The organism is Bacillus sp. RC242 (assembly GCF_044908245.1).
Classification (GTDB): domain Bacteria; phylum Bacillota; class Bacilli; order Bacillales; family Bacillaceae_G; genus Bacillus_A; species Bacillus_A mycoides.
Genome location: NZ_JBIYCZ010000017.1, coordinates 82403 through 105924, shown reverse-complemented (window position 1 = coordinate 105924; position 23522 = coordinate 82403). Strand labels below are relative to the sequence as shown.

22 protein-coding genes are annotated in these 23522 nt (G+C 38.4%); 18 read left to right on the top strand and 4 right to left on the bottom strand.

Annotation, left to right across the window (positions count from 1 at the left end; translation table 11 throughout):
• Positions 1-10 precede the first annotated feature (10 nt).
• Entirely contained in the window at positions 11-2419 is a 2409-nt protein-coding gene (gene glgP, locus ABH957_RS25055) for a glycogen phosphorylase (RefSeq protein WP_016095894.1), read from the top strand.
• A gap of 319 nt (positions 2420-2738) precedes the next feature.
• Here the strand turns inward: glgP and ABH957_RS25050 are convergent, their stop codons facing one another.
• On the bottom strand, positions 2739-3461 hold the full coding sequence (locus ABH957_RS25050; protein ID WP_002138843.1) for a lipase family protein: 723 nt from the start codon (positions 3459-3461) through the stop codon (positions 2739-2741).
• A gap of 142 nt (positions 3462-3603) precedes the next feature.
• Here ABH957_RS25050 and ABH957_RS25045 point away from each other — a divergent pair, with 142 nt between their 5' ends.
• Positions 3604-4374, top strand: a complete 771-nt coding sequence (locus ABH957_RS25045) for a MerR family transcriptional regulator (protein WP_404512444.1) — start codon at positions 3604-3606, stop codon at positions 4372-4374.
• Positions 4375-4397: 23 nt separating this feature from the next.
• On the opposite strand, the gene ABH957_RS25040 is transcribed toward ABH957_RS25045, so the two are convergent.
• Complete coding sequence (locus ABH957_RS25040; RefSeq protein WP_404512442.1) at positions 4398-5180, bottom strand: TIGR00266 family protein; 783 nt, start codon at positions 5178-5180, stop codon at positions 4398-4400.
• Positions 5181-5501: 321 nt separating this feature from the next.
• Here ABH957_RS25040 and cspD point away from each other — a divergent pair, with 321 nt between their 5' ends.
• Positions 5502-5702, top strand: a complete 201-nt coding sequence (gene cspD / locus ABH957_RS25035) for a cold-shock protein CspD (RefSeq protein ID WP_001193051.1) — start codon at positions 5502-5504, stop codon at positions 5700-5702.
• Positions 5703-5745: 43 nt separating this feature from the next.
• Here the strand turns inward: cspD and ABH957_RS25030 are convergent, their stop codons facing one another.
• Together ABH957_RS25030 and ABH957_RS25025 are read right to left on the bottom strand one after the other, a co-directional pair.
• Complete coding sequence (locus ABH957_RS25030) at positions 5746-6477, bottom strand: yteA family sporulation protein (protein WP_219301108.1); 732 nt, start codon at positions 6475-6477, stop codon at positions 5746-5748.
• Between the two features lie 124 nt (positions 6478-6601).
• Positions 6602-7555 carry a 1,4-dihydroxy-2-naphthoate polyprenyltransferase gene (locus ABH957_RS25025; RefSeq protein ID WP_002015811.1) on the bottom strand — a complete coding sequence of 318 codons (954 nt, stop codon included), beginning with the start codon at positions 7553-7555 and terminating at the stop codon, positions 6602-6604.
• A gap of 193 nt (positions 7556-7748) precedes the next feature.
• On the opposite strand from ABH957_RS25025, the gene ABH957_RS25020 reads away from it, so the two are divergent.
• The 15 genes from ABH957_RS25020 (at position 7749) to ABH957_RS24950 (ending at position 23481) form a co-directional block, all read left to right on the top strand.
• On the top strand, positions 7749-9143 hold the full coding sequence (locus ABH957_RS25020) for an isochorismate synthase (protein ID WP_404512440.1): 1395 nt from the start codon (positions 7749-7751) through the stop codon (positions 9141-9143).
• Entirely contained in the window at positions 9140-10894 is a 1755-nt protein-coding gene (gene menD, locus ABH957_RS25015; RefSeq protein WP_404457755.1) for a 2-succinyl-5-enolpyruvyl-6-hydroxy-3-cyclohexene-1-carboxylic-acid synthase, read from the top strand. The genes ABH957_RS25020 and menD overlap by 4 nt, the downstream gene beginning before the upstream one ends.
• Positions 10891-11703, top strand: a complete 813-nt coding sequence (menH, locus tag ABH957_RS25010; RefSeq protein WP_002129651.1) for a 2-succinyl-6-hydroxy-2,4-cyclohexadiene-1-carboxylate synthase — start codon at positions 10891-10893, stop codon at positions 11701-11703. The genes menD and menH overlap by 4 nt, the downstream gene beginning before the upstream one ends.
• A 68-nt stretch (positions 11704-11771) precedes the next feature.
• Entirely contained in the window at positions 11772-12590 is an 819-nt protein-coding gene (gene menB / locus ABH957_RS25005; protein WP_002089233.1) for a 1,4-dihydroxy-2-naphthoyl-CoA synthase, read from the top strand.
• A gap of 121 nt (positions 12591-12711) precedes the next feature.
• Entirely contained in the window at positions 12712-12870 is a 159-nt protein-coding gene (locus ABH957_RS25000; protein ID WP_404512438.1) for a hypothetical protein, read from the top strand.
• A gap of 163 nt (positions 12871-13033) precedes the next feature.
• Positions 13034-14479: an o-succinylbenzoate--CoA ligase gene (locus ABH957_RS24995; protein WP_404512436.1), complete on the top strand. Its 1446-nt coding sequence runs from the start codon at positions 13034-13036 to the stop codon at positions 14477-14479.
• Positions 14480-15586 (top strand): o-succinylbenzoate synthase, encoded by a 1107-nt coding sequence (gene menC / locus ABH957_RS24990; RefSeq protein WP_404512434.1) that lies wholly within the window; start codon positions 14480-14482, stop codon positions 15584-15586.
• 205 nt (positions 15587-15791) lie between these two features.
• Positions 15792-16490, top strand: coding sequence for a response regulator transcription factor (locus ABH957_RS24985; protein ID WP_404457745.1), 699 nt, complete (start codon positions 15792-15794; stop codon positions 16488-16490).
• Positions 16483-17589: a HAMP domain-containing sensor histidine kinase gene (locus ABH957_RS24980; protein ID WP_404512432.1), complete on the top strand. Its 1107-nt coding sequence runs from the start codon at positions 16483-16485 to the stop codon at positions 17587-17589. The genes ABH957_RS24985 and ABH957_RS24980 overlap by 8 nt, the downstream gene beginning before the upstream one ends.
• An 82-nt stretch (positions 17590-17671) precedes the next feature.
• Entirely contained in the window at positions 17672-18532 is an 861-nt protein-coding gene (locus tag ABH957_RS24975; RefSeq protein WP_016120966.1) for a M15 family metallopeptidase, read from the top strand.
• Positions 18533-18808: 276 nt separating this feature from the next.
• Positions 18809-19909, top strand: a complete 1101-nt coding sequence (locus ABH957_RS24970; RefSeq protein ID WP_016120965.1) for an amidohydrolase/deacetylase family metallohydrolase — start codon at positions 18809-18811, stop codon at positions 19907-19909.
• Positions 19887-20990 carry a DgaE family pyridoxal phosphate-dependent ammonia lyase gene (locus tag ABH957_RS24965; protein ID WP_002129640.1) on the top strand — a complete coding sequence of 368 codons (1104 nt, stop codon included), beginning with the start codon at positions 19887-19889 and terminating at the stop codon, positions 20988-20990. Before ABH957_RS24970 ends, ABH957_RS24965 begins: the two co-directional genes overlap by 23 nt.
• Position 20991: 1 nt before the next feature.
• Entirely contained in the window at positions 20992-21747 is a 756-nt protein-coding gene (gene dagF, locus ABH957_RS24960) for a 2-dehydro-3-deoxy-phosphogluconate aldolase (protein ID WP_002191030.1), read from the top strand.
• Positions 21740-22756: a sugar kinase gene (locus ABH957_RS24955; protein WP_404448431.1), complete on the top strand. Its 1017-nt coding sequence runs from the start codon at positions 21740-21742 to the stop codon at positions 22754-22756. Before dagF ends, ABH957_RS24955 begins: the two co-directional genes overlap by 8 nt.
• A complete protein-coding gene (locus ABH957_RS24950; RefSeq protein ID WP_002015828.1) occupies positions 22756-23481 on the top strand; it encodes a GntR family transcriptional regulator in 726 nt (241 codons plus the stop codon). The genes ABH957_RS24955 and ABH957_RS24950 overlap by 1 nt, the downstream gene beginning before the upstream one ends.
• The last annotated feature ends 41 nt before the right edge of the window (positions 23482-23522 follow it).

The following is a 23522-nucleotide window of genomic DNA, read 5'->3' as shown; positions in this document are numbered from 1 at the left end:
TGGTGAAAAAATGTTTACTCATGTTGAAAGCTTCAAATCCGCTTTTCTAGAAAAATTAGAAACGATGTATGGGAAAAGTTTCAAAGATTCTACAACTCGTGATCAGTATAATACGCTCGGTCATATGGTACGTGAGTATATGAATAGTCAATGGATTGCAACGAATGAAAGTTATCGTTCTGGAGATCAAAAACAAATGTATTATTTATCCATTGAATTTTTACTTGGGCGTTTACTAGGCAGTAACATATTAAATTTAGGCATTCGAGATGTATGTGAAAAAGGACTTTTTGAACTTGGAATTTCTTTGCACGAGTTAGAAGAGATTGAAGCAGATGCTGGCCTTGGTAACGGCGGACTTGGACGTTTAGCAGCCTGTTTCCTCGATTCACTCGCTTCTTTAAACTTACCAGGACATGGCTGTGGTATTCGTTATAAGCATGGTCTGTTTGATCAAAAAATTGTTGATGGCTATCAAGTAGAATTTCCAGAACAGTGGCTTCTTCATGAAAACGTTTGGGAAGTAAGAAGGTATGACCAAGCCGTAGAAGTAAGTTATTTTGGAAACGTTGAACCACTAGAAATTGATGGACGTTTAGAGTTCAGGCATACAAATGCAGAAGTTATTATGGCAGTACCATATGACGTTCCAGTTGTAGGGTATGAAACGAGTACTGTAAATACGCTTCGACTTTGGAATGCGGAGCCAGTTCCTTTCCCGCAAAATTGTAAAGATATTTTGAAATATAAGCGTGAAACAGAGGCCGTATCGGAGTTTTTATATCCAGATGATACGCATGATGAGGGGAAAATACTTCGTTTAAAACAACAGTATTTCCTCGTATCAGCAAGTTTGCAAAATATCGTTCGTATGCATAGGGAGAGACACGGTAGTCTTCGTCAGTTACATGAAAAAATCGCGATTCATATAAACGATACACATCCGGTTCTAGCAATTCCAGAACTTATGCGTATTTTATTAGACGAAGAAAAATTGACATGGGAAGAGGCTTGGCACATAACAACGCAGACGATTTCCTATACGAATCATACGACGTTATCAGAAGCGCTTGAGAAATGGCCAATTCGCATTTTTAAACCGTTATTACCGAGAATTTATATGATTATTGAAGAAATTAATGAACGTTTCTGTCATGAGCTTTGGGACCGTTATTCGTACGATTGGAAGCGTATTGAGGACATGGCCATTATTGCGCATGACCTTGTAAAAATGGCTCATTTAGCGATTGTTGGTAGCCATAGCGTTAACGGTGTGGCGAAAATTCATACAGAAATTTTAAAGCAGCGTGAAATGCGATTGTTCTATGAATTTTATCCAGATAAGTTTAATAATAAAACGAATGGAATTGCTCATAGGCGCTGGCTAATGAAGGCGAATCCGCAGCTGACGAATCTTATTTCGGAAGCGATTGGAGAAGAATGGAAGAAAGAGCCAATTAAGCTGCAAGCACTGCAAAACTTTATACATGATACTAGTTTTCAAGAAAAGCTTGCAGGGGTAAAACAAGAGCGTAAGATTATTTTAGCGGAGAGCATTCATAATAAAATGGGGATCACTATTGACCCAAATTCTATTTTTGATGTGCAAGTGAAAAGGTTGCATGCCTATAAACGACAGTTATTAAATGTTCTTCATATTTTGTATTTGTATAACCGTTTAAAAGAGGATACTAGTTTTTCATTTTACCCGCGTACTTTTATTTTTGGAGCGAAAGCATCACCTGGCTATTATTATGCGAAGAAAATTATTAAATTAATAAATGAGCTTGCAAGAAAAGTAAATACCGATCCGTACGTAAGTCAATTTATGAAAGTTATCTTTCTAGAAAACTACCGAGTTTCTTTAGCGGAAGATATATTCCCAGCGGCAGATGTAAGTGAACAAATTTCAACTGCGAGTAAAGAAGCATCGGGAACAGGTAACATGAAATTCATGATGAATGGTGCAATTACACTCGGAACGTTAGATGGAGCTAATATTGAAATAAAAGACCGGGTCGGTGATGATGCCTGCTTCATTTTCGGCTTAACGGCGGATGAGGTCCTTCATTACTACCAAAACGGTGGATATCGTGCAAGTGACTATTATCACCACAATATGCACATTAAAAAAGTAGTAGATCAGTTAACGAATGGTTTCTTTGCACAGTCGGGAGCTGAATTTGAGGCGATTTATGATTCTCTCGTTATTCAAAATGATGAATACTTCGTTCTTCGAGATTTTAGCCCATATGCAGAAAGACAAGAAGCTGTCGGAAGGGCCTATGAAAATAGGGAGAAATGGCTGGAAATGTCGATTTTGAACATTGCACAATCTGGGCATTTTGCGAGTGATCGAACAATTTTGCAGTACAGTAATGAAATTTGGGGTATTGGTAATACTGTTAAACTATTTTAGATGAAAGCCCCTGTTGAAGGGGCTTTTATTTATTTTTAAAACAGGGATACGCTTGCTTAGAAAAATAAAACGAGCTTAATGAGATTAAGCTCGTTTTACTTATGTTGCTTAAGAAAGAAATGGGATAGCGGTATATATTATACCTGTTCCGCCATATTCGCCTGTCGCAAAGTATGAAAATGTAAAGAAACCTGTAAACGAAAAAATTATTATAAGAAAAAGTGCAAAGAAAAATTTTAGCATGTAAGGTCCCCTCATCCGAAAGTAATTTCATAGATTATTATAGTATACAAATATTAAATTTCCAATTGTTTACTGGTTAAAAATGAGAGGTCAGACATGTTTTGTATGTTGTAATGGAATGGTTATTCGTAATGGATTTTGTATTTTTCGTAAATGTCATGTTGTGATGGACGTGTGCATATTCCCAGTCTTTATCATTAAAATGGACATTTCTTGGAGGGAGAAGAGGAACGACATCGAATAAATTGACAAAACGAAAGCTACTAGCTACTTGCAGTTTATAATAATTTCGAAAGGCGATATCTCCAACTTTTGGAGAGGCAAAGGTATAAAGACCGTACTGTGCGAAGGCAGTATTTATACGTGCATCTAGTATGTGTAGTGTAGCGAGTGCACCGCCTAAGCTATGGCCTGTTGCAAGAAGTTTCTTATGGGCTGGTAATGACACGAGCATATCCATAATAGAATCCCGGCAAGATTCATAAATTGAAAGAAAGCCGTTATGAACATTTCCGCTATTTAAAGCGTATGGGTATGGTCTTTGGTTGACGAGTGAATCGATAATCCAATCTGTATCTGTTTGTGTACCCCTAAAAGCTACAATAATCGTATCTTCAGATTCTAATATGAACCCAAACCATTCCATCGTTTGAATCGCTTTTCCTTGAAAGCCTTGTACATATTGGAATCCATCAGGTATTTCAAAAATCCCATTTTGTTTATATTGTTCATACGTTAGATCGCAGCAAGATGCTAACAATATGGCAGTATCTTTATCAAAGGATAAAGGAGTACGCATCAAGCAAGCCCTCCTTAAGAAAAGGTATAGTTCAATATATGCAGTGAGGGACTTGATTCATTCTTTTTTGAAAAAAGGCTTGAACCTACAGTTACGTGAGGGAGTATGATTTTTGTAAACATATTGTTAGGAGGAGTGTAGGATGAGCAAAAAGGAAGGCTATTCAATTGGTGAGTTTTCAAAGAGAACAGGCACATCAATACGGACACTACAGTATTACGATGAACTTGGCCTGCTTAAACCTGAAAAAAATATAAGTTCAGGACACCGTGTATATAAAGATAGAGATATATTAGCGCTCCAAAAAATAGTGAGTCTTAAAGTATTAGGATATAGTTTAGAAGAAATTCGTGTCATGCTCAATGTGAAAAGTTTGAATATAAGCTTAAAAGAAACATTACAAAATCAAAGAGTAGCCTTTGAAGAAAAGAAAAAACAACTTGAAGTTTCGATAAAGGCGATTGAACGAACAATGGTATACCTTGAGGAAGGTGAAGAGGTAGATAGTAATATATTAATGAGCTTAATTAATAGTATCCAAAAAGAAAACGAACAGCGTTTATGGCTTGAAGAATATGTACCAAAAGAAGTGGCTGATGGATTATATAATAAGCCGGAAGAAGAGGACATAGCACTTGATAAAGAGTTTATGCGTTTAGCAAAAGAAGTGAAAAGGTTATTTGGAAGACAAATTGAAGATTCAGAAGTGCAAAAATTGGTTGATGAACATATGAAAGCGACTCTTAAGTATGTCGGTGAAGAGACAATGTATTCTCTAGGTAAATTAGAGAATGTAGAAGAACAATATAATAATATGATGCCTTCTCCTTATACGGAAGAAGAAGAGGCGTGGCTTAATGAAGCGATGAAATACTTTATGATCCAAAATGGTTTGTATAGTCCACCTAAATAAAAAGTGCCCTATAAGGGCACTTCTTACTCTTTTCCATCTAATAAACGACCAAGTCCGCCTAAAACGCTACCTTCACCGCTGTTTTGAGCTGCTGGGCTTGTAAGACGTGCTGCTAAGCGGCTAAGTGTTAAGGACTGAATCCAAACCGTTCCAGGACCTTCTAGCGTTGCGAAGAATAAACCTTCGCCGCCAAATAGAGCTGTTTTTACTTTTCCAACGAATTGAACATCGTAGTTAACATCTTTCGTCATTGCAACGAGACAACCTGTATCAATGCGAAGTTTCTCGCCAGGTTTTAATTCGCGCTTATATACAGTTCCGCCTGCATGCATGAAAGCTAGACCATCACCTTCAAGTTTCTGCATGATGAAACCTTCACCACCGAAGAAGCCAGTTCCTATTTTTTTAGTAAACTCAATTCCGATAGAAACACCTTTTGCGGCACAAAGAAATGCATCTTTTTGGCAGACTACTTTTCCTTGATATTCTGTTAAATCAACAGGAATAATTTTTCCAGGATAAGAAGCGGCGAATGATACGTGTCGTTTGCCATGACCTGTATTTGTAAATACAGTCATAAACATACTTTCACCTGTAACGAGACGTTTACCTGCGCCCATTAATTTACCGAATAGACCATTAGATGGTCCAGAACCATCACCGAAAATCGTTTCCATTTCGATATGATCTTCCATCATCATCATTGCGCCAGCCTCTGCGACAACGCTTTCTTCTGGATCCAATTCAATTTCAACAAACTGCATATCATCGCCATATAATTTATACTCGATTTCATGTGCTTGCATTTTTTCACCTCATCATATGTAGTAATTATATTGTACAGAAATCAAAGGAATTAGAATACTGTAGTTTTGGTAATTTTTGAATAAAAATAGAATGAAAATTTAAGGTTATACTAGAATTATAAAAAACGATGGGACGAAAGTGTTCTCATTTGACGTTTTTGATATAGCATGATATAGTGAAAACACTATTGAGCTACATAATGTGGTACGGAAATAAAGCACGTTGTATTAAAGGCTGTAAGCTTGTTATACATTCATGTCCTTTATATCCACCTTTTCATGTGGATTCATAGTTTCATTTTTATTTAGGAGGTACATGACATGCAAACAGGTAAAGTTAAATGGTTTAACGGCGAAAAAGGTTTTGGCTTCATCGAAGTTGAAGGCGGAGAAGACGTATTCGTACATTTCTCAGCTATTCAAGGCGACGGCTTCAAAACTTTAGAAGAAGGTCAAGAAGTTTCTTTCGAAATCGTTGATGGAAACCGCGGACCACAAGCAGCTAACGTTACAAAAAACTAATTAGCTAGCGAAAAAAAGCATTCCGAATTTCGGAATGCTTTTTTTATGCTTTAGAACCAGACTCATCTGAAGATAATTCACCTTTAAAGGTGCGTTCTTCAAAGTCATCAAGCAATTGTTCATATTCTTCATGTTCTTCTGTTGCGAAAACTTGTGGGTTTTTTCCATACATATCTGTTCCAATAAAGTTTTCGAAATCCTCTACATACCCAACATTTTCTTCACTATTTACGTACATGCCATTATAGTTTTTTGAATCCTGTCTTTCTAAATCGGATGGTGTTTCTGATGTTCCGTAATTTGCGACGTCTTGCCAAGCATCTTCAGCATCGTACTCTACAGAATGATCTTCGTCGTGCTTATGAAACGAAGGATCTAGCACCTCTTCTTCAACTGGGCGCGTCTTCATATCTAATTTATTTGTAGTGTGCTGAATACACGTTGTAGCAGTTGGCATTGCTTCTAATCTTTCAAATGGAATTTCCTCACCAGACACTTCGCAAATTCCGTACGTACCAGCTTCAATTTTTTGCAGAGCATGTTTCGTATCTTCTAACTGTTTATGCCAAAATTCGATGAGTCCGAAATCTTTCTCACGTTCGTACAATTCTGTAGCCATATCACCTGGATGGTTGTCATAGCTAGACAATTCTCCTACTGAATCACGTTCAGATGCACGGTTTTCATCTTCATGATTTTGTATCGTTTGTTCAACTTCTTGCTGTTGTTTTTCTAGAATAGATTTAAATTGATTTATTTGTTGTGGAGTTAACATAGTCGTCCACCTTCCTACAATTCAGTTTCTTTACATAGTATGAGCGTTGAGAGTAGGAATTATGAGGTGAATTTCAGCCGGGAAGTCGGTATATGAAAAAAGGAGCCGCATAAGCAGCTCCTTTCTATAGGAAGTATCCAAGCAATAATCCGATTCCCATTAGGAGACCGAAAATTGTATTTGTTTTTGCTGTTGAAATCATCGCAGGTACCATTTCCATTGGAATGCTTTTGCCGATAAAGCCTTTCGTCGCTTTAAATGCTTTCGGTACACTTAAGAATACGATAAGCATCCATGGTGATACGATGTTAACGATGATTAAAGCGATTGTCCAAATGTAGGCAACGATAAACATAGAAGCAAGTACACCAACGGCTCTTTCGCGTCCAACGAGAATTGCTAACGTTTTACGACCATTTTCTTTATCACCATCTAAATCACGAATATTGTTAGATAGTAAAATTGCACCAATTAAAATGGAGCTTGGAATAGATAATAAAATCACTTCTGATGTTACTGCCCCTGTTTGGATAAAGAATGAAATACCAATAATAATGACACCCATAAATAATCCTGCTGTTAGCTCTCCAAATGGTGTGTACGCAATTGGAATAGGGCCACCGGTGTAAAGGTAAGCAACGGCCATACAAACAAGACCGATTGCAGCAAGCCACCAGCTAGAGTTCATACAAATATAAACACCTAATAGCGTTGCGATGCCTAAAAATCCGAATGCTAAGTTAAGAACGGTTTTTGGTTTAATGCCATCGCGGACGATAGCACCGCCTATTCCAACTGAACCTTCATGATCGAGTCCTCTTTTATAATCAAAGTATTCATTAAACATGTTCGTTGCTGCTTGAATGAGAAGGCAAGCAAGAAGCATCATAAAGAAAAGAGGAAGATGTATTTGATTTATACCTCCGACCTGCATTGCAAAAGCTGTTCCGATGAAAACAGGAACGAAAGCTGCTGTTAATGTATGGGGACGTAATAAACTCCACCAAATTCGCCAGCCTGTTTGTTTACTTGGCTTTGGCGCCGTAGGAGAGGAATTCGTTTCGACGTTCATTTCCATGTTGAATCCTCCTTGGTCACATATTGTACACAATTAAGTGTAGAAAAAGCATCATTTAGTGTCAACGTTTATTTTCTAGGAAGAGAAGGTGAATTTCTCAGAAATGCTAAACGTTGACAGGCCTTTCCTTTGAGGTGTATCTTAAAATCAAGCGTAATTATGACTATTTTTCGCCCATAGGGGGGAGACAATTGTGATTCAAACGAAACGAAAAGGCTTACAAGAAGTTCTTGTTACAGCTATTAAGCGTGCGACTGATGAAAAAACATTAGTTAGTTTTGTAAAACAAATAGATTGGGTGGATCCACTTCTGTTTTATGCAGCAGGAAAAAGGATCGCATTCGAAAATAGATGTTATTTTGCAGACCCAGCTCAGCATGTAATATTTGCTGGAATTGGCTCTGTTTTCACTATAGCAAATTCTTCTCACAAACGCTTTCAAACTGCTCGTGACGAGTGGGATAAAGTAAAAGAGAAAGCATTCGTACAAAGAGAAGGATACGAATTTGGAACAGGTCCTCTTTTATTTGGTGGATTTTCATTTGACCAAGAAAAAGAAAAAACGAATCTTTGGAAAGAATTTGATGATACCACATTTTCACTACCAGCATTTTTATTAACTGTAAAAAATGAAAAGGCGTGGTTAACGATTAATCAGTTCGTTTCAGCTGAAGATTGTGCAGAAACTCTTTATAACGAAATTATTTCTGTAGAAGAGAGAATTTTACAAGAGAGTAAATGTGCACTAGAAGGATCAAAATTAACAGTTACTTCTAAAGTAGAAGTTGATCCGAAGGGCTGGATGAATGCGATTGGAAAAGTGCAAGATGAAATGAAGCAAGGGAACGTGCAGAAGGTTGTATTAGCAAGGGAGCTAAAATTAACGATGGATCAGCATATTGATTCCGTTCTTGTTTTAGAAGCGCTTCGCATTGGGCAACCGGATTGTTACGTATTTTCTTTTGATTATAAAGGAGCATGCTTCTTAGGGGCGACACCTGAGCGATTGATTCGAAAAGAAGGCGAGAAGTTTACATCGATGTGCCTTGCTGGTTCAATTGGTCATGGCAATTCTATAGAAGAAAGTAAACAAAATGGTGAGACGCTTCTTCATGATGAAAAGAATTTGGCTGAACACGATTATGTAGTTAACATGATTCGAGGTGTGCTAAGTGAGCATTGCGAATCTGTTAATATTCCGGAGAGCCCAGGCTTATTAACGACGAAAAATTTAATCCATTTATATACGCCAGTAGAAGCAAAAGGTGATGCAAGTCTTTTAACGATGGTAGAAGAATTACATCCAACACCAGCTCTTGGTGGTACACCTCGTCATGAGGCGTTGAAATTAATCCGTGATGTAGAGCTTTTAGATAGAGGGTTATATGGTGCACCAATTGGCTTTATAGATGATGAAGGAAATGGTGAATTTGCGGTTGCACTTCGCTGTGGATTATTAAATGGCGAGAAGGCATCCTTATTTGCCGGCTGTGGTATCGTAATTGATTCAGTAGCTCAGCTTGAATATGAAGAAACAAGTTTGAAGTTTAGACCGATGCTTGGTGCTTTGGAGGAATTAATGAAATGAACAATCATATAGAAGCATTATCATACTATTTAGGCGCATTCGTGGACGAACTGACGCGTCTAAATGTATGTGATGTTGTCATTAGTCCTGGGTCACGGTCAACGCCGATTGCCTTACTAATGGAACAACATGACGGAATGAAAACATATTTACATGTAGACGAAAGATCAGCAGGATTTTTTGCGCTCGGTATTGCGAAAGCAAAAAAACGTCCTGTTGCACTATTATGTACGTCAGGGACGGCAGCAGCGAACTATTATCCAGCTGTATGTGAAGCGTTTCATTCACGAGTGCCGCTTATCGTATTAACAGCGGATAGACCGCATGAATTAAGAGATGTGGGTGCACCACAGGCGATGAATCAATTTAATTTATACGGTACTTTTGTGAAGCAATTTACAGAGATGGCACTTCCTGAAGCGAGTGAAGCAATGTATCATTACGCCCGTATGACGACGCAGCGTACGATAGCAAGTGCACTTCTAGCCCCGCAAGGACCTGTTCATCTTAATTTTCCAGTTCGCGAGCCGCTTATACCGGATTTCTCATTAGAAAGTTTATGGGATAAAGGGCGTGGTGAATATACAGGAGTAGTTCAGCAAGGGAACGTGACGATGCCGAGTGAATATGTAGATTCTCTTGTAGGGCGCCTTTCACATATGGAAAAGGGGCTTATTATTTGTGGAGACGGCAGTCATCCAGAAATAACAGAAGTTGTTATGAAAGTAGCTGAGAAAACAGGGTATCCAATTTTAGCAGATCCACTTTCTAACCTCCGTAGTGGTAATCATGATAAAACGATGGTTATAGATTGTTACGATACATTTTTACGAAATGAATTGTTAAAAGAAACGTGGAAGCCGAATGTTTTAATTCGTTTCGGAGGAATGCCTGTCTCTAAAGCATTAACGCAGTTCATCAAAAAACAAACGAAAGCTGTTCATATCGTTGTCGATGAATCTGGACAATGGAGAGATCCAGCTCTAGTTGCGACAGAAGTTGTACAAGCTAGTGACAGTGAATTTTGCAGAGCATTACTAGAGAAAATGCCAGTTATGAAAAAGAATGATTGGTTCGGAATGTGGAAACAAATAAACGAGAAAACGAGAGAAACGCTTCGTGAGATGGAAACATATGAAACGGCATTTGAAGGAAAAGTAATTACGGATATTGTAAGTGTATTACCAGAAGGGGCAACGTTATTTGCGAGTAATAGTATGCCAATTCGCGATACCGATTCATTTTTCTTCACATCGGATAAAAACATTCAAGTAATGGCGAACCGCGGTGTAAATGGTATTGATGGAATCATTTCAACAGCTTTAGGAGCGAGTATTATTTGTGATCCGCTCGTATTAGTAATCGGTGATTTATCATTTTATCACGATTTAAACGGACTATTAGCCGCGAAACTACATGAGTTAAATATAACGATTGTTGTTGTAAATAATGATGGTGGAGGTATTTTCTCATTCTTACCACAATACGAGAAAAAGGAACATTTCGAATCATTATTTGGAACACCAATTGGGCTTGACTATGAACATGTTGTCAAAATGTATGGTGGTTCATTTAGCCGTGTAAATGGTTGGGAAAACTTCCGAGAAGAAGTACAAACTGGAACGAAAACGAATGGATTACACGTCGTGGAAATTTGTACGAATCGCGAAGAAAACTTGAAATTACATCGTGAACTATGGGCAAAAACAATGGACGTTATTACTACATCTTTGCAAGGTGAATCAAAATGAAAGTAACATTGCAAGGTGTATCGTATGAATATGAAGTAGCCGGAAGCGGGGAACCACTTCTACTTCTTCATGGTTTTACGGGAAGCATGGAAACGTGGGGTTCCTTTATTCCTTCTTGGAGCGAGCAGTTTCAAGTCATTCTAGTAGACATTGTTGGACACGGGAAAACGGAAAGTCCTGAAGATGTGATGCATTATGATATTCAAAATGTGGCACTGCAAATGAAAGAACTACTGGATCATCTTCATATTGAAAATGCGCACATACTTGGCTATTCAATGGGTGGTAGACTTGCGATTACGATGGCATGCTTATATCCAGAATATGTGCGTTCGCTTCTTTTAGAAAACTGTACAGCTGGACTTGAGAGTGCAAAGGAGCGAAAAGAACGCAAGGAAAAAGATGAACGACTTGCCGATAAAATTGAGCAAGAAGGCATCCGAAGTTTTGTATCGATGTGGGAAAATATTCCGCTATTTGAAACGCAAAAACGTTTAGTGCAAAACGTAAAAGAAGCGGTGCGAAAAGAACGACTTGCTAATAATCCAAAAGGACTTGCAAATAGTCTTCGTGGCATGGGAACAGGGGCTCAACCTTCATGGTGGAACGAATTGCAAAACCTAAAAATGCCTGTCCTTTTACTGAATGGAGAAAGCGATGAAAAGTTCTTTCGCCTATTAAAAAACATCGAAAAATGCATCCCTCATGCGAAATTTGTCAAAATTGATGGGGCTGGCCATGCAATTCATGTGGAACAACCGGAAAAGTTTGATACAATAGTAAAGGGATTTCTAAAAACTATGCAGTGATACTTTTTTCAGCAAGAAGGAAGTTGCACTTATAGCGGAGATCAGAAATATAAAAGGAGGTAATAGTAATGACTATTGAATGGGTAAAAGAAGGCAATTACGAAGATATTATTTATTCAACATACAATGGCATCGCAAAGATTTCGATTAACCGCCCTGAAGTACATAATGCATTCCGTCCTAAAACGGTAATGGAGTTAATCAATGCTTTTGCACACGCTCGTGATGATGCAAATGTTGGCGTTATCATTTTAACAGGTGAAGGTGGACGTGCATTCTGTTCTGGCGGCGACCAAAAAGTTCGCGGTCATGGTGGCTATGTAGGTGACGACCAAATCCCACGTTTAAACGTATTAGACTTACAACGTCTAATTCGCGCAATCCCTAAACCGGTTATCGCAATGGTAGCAGGTTATGCAATCGGTGGTGGACACGTACTTCATATCGTATGTGACTTAACAATCGCTGCAGACAACGCTGTATTCGGACAAACAGGTCCTAAAGTAGGAAGCTTTGACGGTGGATACGGAGCTGGTTATTTAGCTCGTATGGTAGGCCATAAGAAAGCTCGTGAAATTTGGTACCTATGCCGTCAATATAGTGCACAAGAAGCACTTGATATGGGCTTAGTAAACACAGTAGTACCATTAGAAGAACTTGAAGCAGAAACAGTACAATGGTCACAAGAAATTTTAGCAAACAGCCCAATGGCACTTCGTTTCCTAAAAGCTGCATTCAACGCAGACACAGACGGTTTAGCTGGTATTCAACAACTAGCTGGAGACGCAACGTTATTGTACTACACAACTGACGAAGCAAAAGAAGGCCGCGACGCGTTCAAAGAAAAACGCACTCCGGACTTCGGTCAATTCCCTCGTTTCCCGTGATCAAACCAAAAGCGGAAGCGGCTCGCTTAGAATGTGAGGGGGATGGAGCTTCTGACAGAGAGGCGCTTTTTGCCTCGTAGGAAGAAGTGAAGCCACCGAACATTCTAGCCGCTGTAGCTGGATGAAACCAAAAGCGGAAGCAGCTCGTTCAGAACAAGAGGGCGTTGGAACTCCTGAAAAAGAGGCGCTTTTTGCCTCACAGGAAGGCGTGAAACGACCGACTGTTCTAGCCGCTGTAGCTGGATGTCTCAAAAGCGGAGCCGACTGTTTAGTCCCGTAGGCTAAGGCTCTTTCGCACAGAAAGTGTTTTTTACTTTCTCGTGCGGAAGGTTCTTAGACGGAAGGGGCTAGGAGACGCTCCCAAAAGATCACACCGGAAACAAAACAACTAAGAGACTTGATGTCATATCAGGTCTCTTTCTTTCATGAAAGGAGAATGAGTGATGGAGACGATGCCGAATTGGTTAATGCAACGTGCATTTTTAACACCTGATCGCACTGCAATTGAAATAGAGGAAGAGAAGGTTACCTTCGTGCAGTTACATGAAAAAGTAGTATCTGTTTGTGAATACCTCACACATGTAGGAGTGAAGCGGGCGCAAAAGGTGGCTGTTCTGATGAAAAATGGTATGGAGATGATTACAGTTATTCACGCCCTATCTTACATAGGTGCAGTAGCTGTGCTTTTAAATACGCGTCTTTCAAGAGAAGAGCTACTTTGGCAAATGGATGATGCGGAAGTTGTTTGCTTAGTGACGGATCAAGAGTTTGAGACGGAAAATGTTCCAGTATGTTCATTTGCTGAAGTGATGCAAGGACCGAAGGCGGAAGCATTTATACAAGAAGAATTCTCTTTAGAAGAAGCGATGACAATTATTTATACGTCAGGGACGACAGGGAAACCGAAAGGCGTTGTTTTAACGTACGGTAACCACTGGGCAAGTGCAGTCGGTTCTTCGCTTAATTTAGGGCTTCGTGATGATGATTGTTGGTTAGCTTGTATGCCAATGTTCCACGTTGGCGGGTTATCTCTTTTAATGAAAAATATTATGTACGGTATGCGCATTTTACTCGTTCCAAAATATGATGCTAATTTTATTCATAAAGCACTTCAAACGAGAGGCGTTACGATTATTTCTGTCGTTTCTAAAATGCTAACAGATTTATTAGAACGACTTGGCGAAGGTACATATCCATCTTCTTTACGATGCATGTTACTTGGGGGAGGACCAGCACCGAAGCCGTTATTAGAAACATGTGTGGAAAAAGGAATTCCTGTGTATCAAACGTACGGTATGACAGAAACATCATCGCAAATTTGTACGTTAACAGCAGATTATATGTTAACGAAAGTAGGATCAGCCGGAAAACCACTATTTCAGTGTCAGCTTCGTATTGAAAAAGACGGCGTAGTAGTGCCGCCCCGTGCTGAAGGAGAAATTGTAGTAAAAGGACCGAACGTAACAGGTGGCTACTTTAACCGTGAAGATGCGACGAGTGAGACAATTAAAAACGGATGGCTTCATACTGGTGACCTCGGTTATTTAGATGAGGAAGGATTTTTATACGTATTAGATCGACGCAGTGATTTAATTATTTCTGGCGGAGAAAATATATATCCAGCTCAAATTGAAGAAGTATTACTCTCTCATCCGGCGGTAGCAGAAGCGGGGGTTGTCGGTATGGCTGACGAAAGTTGGGGACAAGTACCAGCTGCTTTTGTTGTAAAAAGTGGAGAGGTAACAGAAGAAGAAATTCTTCGTTTTTGCGAAGAGAAATTAGCGAAATATAAAGTGCCGAAGAAAGCATGCTTCTTAGAGGAATTACCACGAAATGCTTCGAAGAAATTGTTAAGACGAGAGTTAAGACAATTAGTGGAGGAGATGTAGGTGGAAATAAAAAAAGCGACACTTTATATAACGGAAATGCCGCTCATTATCCCGTTTGCCGCAAGTTACGGAACTTACGAAAAGCGTGAAAGTATCGTCATTGAATTAGAAGATACGGATGGATACATTGGTTTTGGTGAAGTCGTTGCATTTTCTGAACCGTGGTATACGGAAGAAACGGTGAAGACAGCGCTGCATGTACTTCAGGATTTTTTATTACCAGATTTATTGAAAGCTGAGATCTCTCATCCGAATGAAGTACCGTCTTTGTTCCAACATATAAAGAGAAACCGAATGGCAAAGGCCGGAATTGAAGGTGCTGTTTGGGATTTATATGCGACGCGTCAAAAGCAGTCGTTAGCGATATTGCTTGGCGGAAATAGGTCTGAAATTGAAGTCGGCGTTGTGATTGGGATCAATACGATTCCGGTTATGCTAAAACAAATCGAGAAGTACGCGGAAGAAGGATACGAGCGCTTTAAAGTGAAAATAAAGCCAGAACATGATTACGAATTACTGAAAGAAATTCGCAAAGAGTTTCCGAACATCCCGTTAATGGCTGATGCAAATTCAGCTTATACATTAGCGGATACGGAGAAGTTGAAACGACTAGATGAATTCCAACTTATGATGATTGAACAACCGTTAGCGGATTACGATTTTCTTGATCATGCACAGTTGCAAAAGAAAATTGAAACACCGATTTGTCTGGATGAAAGCATCCATAGTTTAGAAGACGCACGTGTTGCGATTACGATTGGCAGTTGCCGCGTCGTTAATATTAAACCAGGGCGAGTGGGCGGATTAACAGAGTCCGTTCAAATCCATAATTATTGTATGGAGCATAACATACCAGTTTGGTGCGGTGGCATGGTAGAAATGGGGATTTCACGAGCTCAAAATGTTGCACTCGCTTCATTGCCAAACTTTACGATTCCTGGAGATATATCTGCTTCTAGTAGACATTGGGAGAAGGATATCATTTCACCAGAAGTGATGCTTGAAGGCGGAAAAGTAAGGGTACCGCAAAGTATTGAACTTGAGTATGAAGTAGATCGAGGCAGGTTGGAAGAAATAACAAAGCAGCGGATTGTGTTTGAAAGATGAATGGGAGTTTTTATTAGTACTGACTACCTGCAAATAGCGGGATGATTTTGTCGTTAATTGTCGGTAAGTCGATATATTTAAAAAATCGCTGATATAATTTCATTTATCAAGGTTACTCTTACGGGTAGCCTTTTCTTATTGTACAAATTGGATAGACTAGTTTACAATCGAGCGTATGAAAACAGAATAAAGTAGGGGGACTAAAATGAAGCGCATTTCAATTTTAATAGCTGATGATGAAGCGGAAATTGCTGATTTAATTGAGATACATTTAGAAAAAGAGGGTTACCACGTCGTTAAAGCAGCTGATGGAGAAGAAGCCATGCATATTATTCAAACTCAGCCAATTGACTTAGTGGTTTTAGATATTATGATGCCGAAAATGGATGGATATGAAGTGACGAGGCAGATTCGCGGCAAGCACCACATGCCAATCATTTTCTTAAGCGCGAAAACATCTGATTTTGATAAGGTGACAGGTCTTGTATTAGGCGCGGATGATTATATGACAAAGCCTTTCACACCGATTGAATTAGTTGCACGTGTAAATGCACAACTGCGTAGATTTCTTACGTTAAATCAGCCGAAAGTAGCGGAGAATAAATCTGCTTTAGAAATAGGCGGAGTCGCTATTGATCCTGAGCGAAGAACAATAAATGTGTACGGAGAGCCAATTGAATTAACACCTAAAGAGTTTGACATTTTATATTTATTAGCGAGTCACCCGAAGAAAGTGTACAGTGTGGAAAATATTTTTCAGCAAGTATGGGCTGAAGGGTATTACGAAAGTGGAAATACAGTTATGGTACATATTCGTACTTTGCGAAAAAAACTTGGAGAAGATAAAAGAAAGAATAAGTTAATAAAAACGGTGTGGGGAGTAGGTTATACTTTCAATGGCTAAAAAGATGAGAAGCTTTCGCTCAAAGATGGTTATGCTATTTGCGCTAAGTATGATATTTGCTGCTGGCATAACGTATTTACTTTATGAAGGATTACGGATTTATTATAAGCTAGTAGTTCGTTATGAGGATCCATTAGCCCAATTTCGTTCAATGGTAAGACAAATTGGGGATATTAATTTCTTTTTAATTATCTTCATCCCTCTATCCATTATGTTTTTCTTCTTCCTTACTAGACCATACTTAAAATATTTTGATGAGATTTCGAACGGGATTCATCATTTGGCGAACGGTGATTTTACAAATCAAGTTCGCGTTTCATCAAATGATGAGTTTGGATATATCGCGGGCGAAATTAATGTAGCGAGTGAAAAACTAAAAGAAGCAGTGGAACGAGGAGATTTTGCGGAAAGTAGTAAAGATCAGTTAATTGTTAACTTAGCTCATGATTTAAGAACGCCGCTAACATCTGTTTTAGGGTATTTAGATTTAATTCTTAAAGATGAGAATTTGACGAAGGAACAAATTAAACATTTTTCCACAATTGCTTTTACGAAATCCGAAAGGCTTGAAATCTTAATTGATGAATTATTTGAAATAACGAGAATGAATTATGGCATGTTGCAAATTGAAAAAAGACCAATTGATATAAGTGAATTACTTATACAGTTAGATGAAGAATTATATCCGTTATTAGAAAAAAAAGGTTTAGAAGCGAGATTGAATATGGATTCGCATTTACCTATTAACGGTGACGGGAAATTGTTAGCTCGAGTATTTGAAAATCTTTTAACGAATGCGATTCGCTATGGATACGATGGAAAGTTTGTTGATGTGAACGGATATATTGATCATGAAGAGGTAGTTGTACAAATTATTAATTACGGAGATAGCATTCCAGAAGAGGATTTACCATATTTATTTGATATGTTTTATACAGGTGATAAGGCAAGATCAGAGCAGCAAGGTGGTACAGGCCTTGGGCTATTTATCGCAAAAAATATTATCGAACAGCATGATGGGACAATCTCTGCTGAAAGTAACGTAATTAGAACGATATTTGAAGTGAGATTACCAAAAGAAGAGAGCAAAGCAATTTAATAAAAATTTAAACTTTACCCCACTTTTTATTTTAATAGTTTTTTCTATTCTATACGTAAGTTACGTTAAGGAGGAACTAGAAATGAAAAAGTGGGTATTTATTTCTCTTTTTATAGTATGTACAGCATGTGTAGGCTTTTATATATTACCAGTATTTCAAAAGGAGATCGATGTTAAAATTGCAGAAAAAGATAATAAAGTAAAAGCCGCGAACACTGAAAAGATAGAGGTCACAAAGGAACAAATTTATAAAGGGGATCTACTATTAGTTAATAAAGATTACCCGGTTAAAAAAGATAGTGTTAGGTCCGATATTATAAATGTAAATCACAATAGTGAATTAGTAAGGGGCTATGTAATATTTGATAGAAATCTTCGCTTATCAAAGGGTGTTGTAAAAAAGTTTTTGAACGTTGTCGATGCAGCTGGGAAAGATGGAATACAGCATTTCTTAATGAGTAGCGGTTACCGAGATTTTCAAGAACAAAGTAAATTATATAAAGAAATGGGATCTGATTATGCACTTCCAGCAGGATATAGTGAACATAATTTAGGGTTATCACTCGACGTTGGGTCTACTCAAAAGAAAATGGAGAAAGCTCCTGAAGGAAAATGGATTGAAGAGAACGTATGGAAGCACGGATTTGTTTTACGTTATCCGAAAAATAAAAGTGATATTACGGGCATTCAATATGAGCCGTGGCACATACGTTATGTCGGCTTACCACATAGCGCAATTATGCAAAAAAAGAAGATTACGTTAGAGGAATATTTGGACTTTTTAAAAGAGGAAAAAGAAGTTTCAACTGAGGTTGAAGGTAAGAAATATACGGTTTCTTATTATAAAGTTTCAGATCGTATGAACGTGAATGTTCCAGTAAATAAGCAATATGAAATTTCGGGGAACAATATGGACGGGGTTATTGTGACGGTTCAAGAATAGAGAAAAAGGCTGGTCCGTTTTGGGTCAGTCTTTTGGCATATAAGAAATAGATTGCCGTTTTTTGTCGGTAAATCGATATTCCTTGTCGAATCATTGATATAATTTCCTGTACTATCAACATTTTGTGGATTGTTTTTTTATTTACCATTAAACATTATAACGTTATATTTACTTTTCTTTTTTTTCGTGATACTCTAAATATGTGAAAGAGATATAAAATGAAATTTTAATGTAAGCGTATTCTTATGGCTTCTTATAGAAAAGGGTGGAAATACAATGACAGAACGATTCGTGCTACGTAATGTGAAGCGTGTGAACGGGGAAGAGATTGACATTGTAGTTGAAAATAATAAAATCGCACAGGTGACGAAAGCTGGTGCTGGCGAGGGTGGAAAGGTTCTTGATTACTCAGGTACTTACGTATCGAGTGGATGGATTGATTTGCACGTTCATGCTTTTCCAGAGTTTGATCCGTATGGCGATGAGGTAGATGAAATTGGCGTTAAGCAAGGGGTAACGACAATTGTTGATGCGGGTAGCTGCGGAGCTGATCGTATTGCAGATTTAGTACAAAGTAGAGAGCAGGCAAAAACGAATTTATTTGCCTTTTTAAATATTTCTCGCATCGGTTTGAAACGAATTGATGAATTATCCAATATGGAATGGATAGATAAAGAGAAAGTAATAGATGCAGTAGAAAAGTATAAAGATGTAATCGTTGGATTAAAGGCGAGAATGAGTAAAAGTGTCGTTTGTGATAGCGGAATTGAACCGCTGCACGTAGCGCGTTCTTTATCTCGTGAAACATCATTACCGATTATGGTACATATCGGTTCAGCTCCTCCGCGTATAGAGGAAGTTGTACCTCTTTTAGAAAAAGATGATGTCATTACACATTACTTAAACGGGAAAGAAAATAATTTATTTGATGAAGAAGGAAAACCGATATCTGTTTTATTAGATGCAGTGAAACGCGGTGTTCATTTAGATGTTGGGCATGGTAATGCTAGTTTTTCTTTTAAAGTAGCAGAGGCAGCGAAGCGTTACGGCATTGCCCTTAATACAATTAGTACAGATATTTACCGGAAGAATCGTATACACGGTCCAGTTTACAGTATGGCTAACGTTCTTTCGAAATTCCTTTACCTAGGTTATCCGCTAGAAGAAGTAATTGATGCAGTTACGAAAAATGCGGCAGAGTGGCTGAAAAAACCAGAGCTTGGTCGTATTCAAGAAGGCGATATTGCAAACTTAACTTTATTTACGGTGAAAGATGAACCGATTACGTTAATTGATTCAGAAGGGGATCAGCGCATTGCTGAAATAAGAATTGATACGAAAGGGGTTGTAATCAATGGGTCATTCATTGAATGCTAAGTACGGATTAAAAAGAGTTATTAATGCGAGCGGTAGAATGAGTATTTTAGGTGTATCCGCTCCTACAGATACAGTTATGGATGCGATGAAACATGGTGGACAAAATTATGTAGAAATTGCTGATTTAGTAGATAAAGCGGGAGACCATATTGCGAGAATTCTAGATTCAGAGGCAGCAGTTGTTGTAAATTCAGCATCAAGCGGAATTGCGCTTTCTATCGCTGGTATCGTTACAGAAGGAAATCGCCGTAAAAGTGAAAGACTTCATCAAGAAGTAATCGCGAAAAACGAAGTGATTATGTTAAAAGGTCATAACGTTCAATACGGTGCTCCTGTTGAAACGATGATTTATTTAGGCGGCGGTAAGCTCGTTGAAGTAGGTTACGCAAATGAAGGGAAAGCGGAGCATATTGAAGATGCAATTGGCGAAAATACAGCAGCTATTCTTTATGTGAAATCACATCATGCAGTGCAAAAAAATATGATTTCTGTTGAAGAAGCGTGGGAAGTAGCGCAGCGAAATAATGTACCACTTATCGTTGATGCAGCAGCAGAAGAAGATATTCAAAAATATGTGAAGTATTCAGACCTAGCCATTTATAGCGGTTCAAAGGCAATTGAAGGACCTACTTCTGGTATTGTCGGCGGGAAACGAAAATATATCGAGTGGCTGAAAGTGCAATTACATTGCAGTGGTAGAAGTATGAAAGTTGGGAAAGAAACAACTTTCGGTTTACTTCAAGCGCTTGATGAGTACGGAGTAAAAGAAGATAAGAGTGAACAAGAAAAAGAGTTATTACAAGTACTTATGCCGCTAAAAGAATTAAATGGTGTAAATGTAACGATCGTTCAAGATGAGGCAGGAAGAGCAATCTTTAGAGCACGTATTCATATTAACGAGAACGAGTTAAATAAATCAGCAAAAGACGTTGTAACAGCATTACGCGAAGGGGAAATCGCAATTTACACACGTGATTACGGAGTAAGACAAGGATTCTTTGATATTGATCCACGCCCACTTCAAGGTGATGACATACATGTAATTGAAGAAAAAATGAGAGAAATTGTAGGGGGAAACTAAAATGACAAACATTCAAAAACGTTTTTATAAAGGCCGCGTAGCATTAAATGTATTAGCGAACAATACCCGAAATGCGAAAGATATCTTTGAGGCAGCAGAAGGTTATGTAGTCGTTGGAGTGTTATCAAAAGATTATCCAACAGTAGAAGAAGCAGTAACTGCGATGAAAGCATACGGAAAAGAAATTGATGACGCTGTATCAATCGGACTAGGAGCAGGAGATAATCGCCAAGCAGCAGTTGTAGCTGAAATTGCGAAGCATTATCCAGGTAGCCATATTAACCAAGTGTTCCCTTCAGTTGGAGCAACACGTGCAAATCTTGGCGGAAAAGATAGCTGGATTAATAGTTTAGTATCACCAACAGGAAAAGTAGGGTACGTAAATATTTCTACTGGTCCAATTAGTGCAGCTGGAGAAGAAAAAGCAATCGTTCCAATTAAAACAGCGATCGCACTTGTACGTGATATGGGCGGGAATTCATTGAAATACTTCCCAATGAAAGGTTTAGCGCATGAAGAAGAATATCGCGCTGTTGCGAAAGCATGTGCGGAAGAAGGATTTGCATTAGAGCCAACGGGCGGAATTGATAAAGAAAACTTTGAAACAATTGTACGTATTGCATTAGAAGCAAACGTAGAGCAAGTTATCCCGCATGTGTACTCTTCTATTATTGATAAAGAAACTGGCAATACGAAAACAGAAGATGTTCGTGAATTACTAGCGGTCGTGAAGAAGTTAGTTGATCAATATGCGTAAGAAAATTGCAGCATTCGGTGAAGTTATGATGCGCCTGCAAGTGCCAGGGTATGAATTGCTATCGCAAGCAAACTCATTAAATTACTCATTTTCAGGTACAGGTGTGAACGTTGCAGCAGCACTTTCTCATCTAGGGCATGAAGGGCTTCTTATTTCAACTTTACCGGAAAATTCGGTTGGAGATGCGGCGGTATCGCACATTCAAAAACTAGGCATTCAAGCACCGTTTATTTCAAGAGGCGGTAAATATGTTGGTATGTACTTTTTAGAAAATGGATTTGGAGCACGCGCAAGCCGCGTTACATATTCGAACCGATTAGAAAGTAGTTTCAATACGGCATGTGAAGAGATGTACCAATTTGAAGAAATCGCAAAAGAAATTGATATCGTTCATTTTTGCGGGATTACCCTTGCGATGAATGATACTGTGCGCCATCATATGAAATCTTTGGCGAAGGCAGTTAAAGAAAATGGAGGCACTGTTGTCTTTGATTGCAATTATCGTCCATCGCTTTGGGGAGAAGATGGATATAAACAGGCGAAACCGCATTATGAAGAAATGTTAGGGCTAGCTGATATTGTAATGATGAACGAAAAAGATGCAATGTTCGTTCTTGGAATGAAAACGGAAGAGACGGAGCGAGAAGCACAGCTTGTTGATCTTATTCCAAAAGTCGCTGAAATATATAATATCGCTACAATTTCTGGGACACATCGTTCTATTAATAGCGATAATACACACTCACTTCGCGGATTCATATGTAAAGATGGGACGTTCACTTTTGCCAAAACACTTACGTTTTCTGTATATGATAGAATAGGTGCTGGAGATGCTTATACGAGCGGAATTATTCATGGCGAGATAGAAGAGTTTGCACCAGAGAAAGCTGTTTCATTTGCGTCAGCAGCTGGAATGCTTGCACATACAATCGTCGGTGATACGCCAATGTCATCAGAGAAAGATATACTTCGGGCAATGACGGCATCAGTAGGTGATGTAGAAAGGTAGTGGGTGTAACGGTGAACGTAACGAGAAAAAGAGGTCCATTATATTTACAAATTAAAAATATTATTCGTGATCGAATATTACATGGTGTTTATGCCATTCATACAAATATTCCTTCTGAACCACAATTAGAAGAAGAGTTCAAAGTGAGTAAAATTACAGTGCGAAACGCAATTAAAGAACTCGTTCAAGAAGGATATTTAGAAAAGAAAAGTGGTAAAGGAACGAAAGTCATTCGAAATACTTCTGCGACAAAGCTTTCAAAGGGAAAGAAATTTACAGAAGTGTTAGTGGAAGAAGGCTATAAAGTACAAAAGAAATTGCTAAAGGCAGAAGTGGTTCATAATGAAGAAGGAACAGTACCATTTCGTTTGTTTGGTAAAGAGAGTTTTCGTATTGAGCGTCTATATGCTTTAAATGATACTCCGTACATTCATTATACGCACTATTTCTCAGCACAAATGGCAAGTACAGACTTAGCGGACTTTGACTTACAATCGCTTTATGATCTAGTCGAGGACCGTGGTATACATTTAGAAAACTTCAGAGATGAATTCGCTGTTGGATTTGCGCCTAATTTCGTTGCAGAAGCGTTAGGAGAAAAAGAGGGAACAGCGTTATTAAAACGTATGCGCTATTCTTACGATGAAGTTGGCGAAGTAATTGAATATAGTGAAGGCTACTACAATACGGAAATGCAGCATTACGTTGTAAATTATGATGTGTAAAAAGTGAAGAGGGACCAATTCCCTCTTTTTTTGTAAAAAAA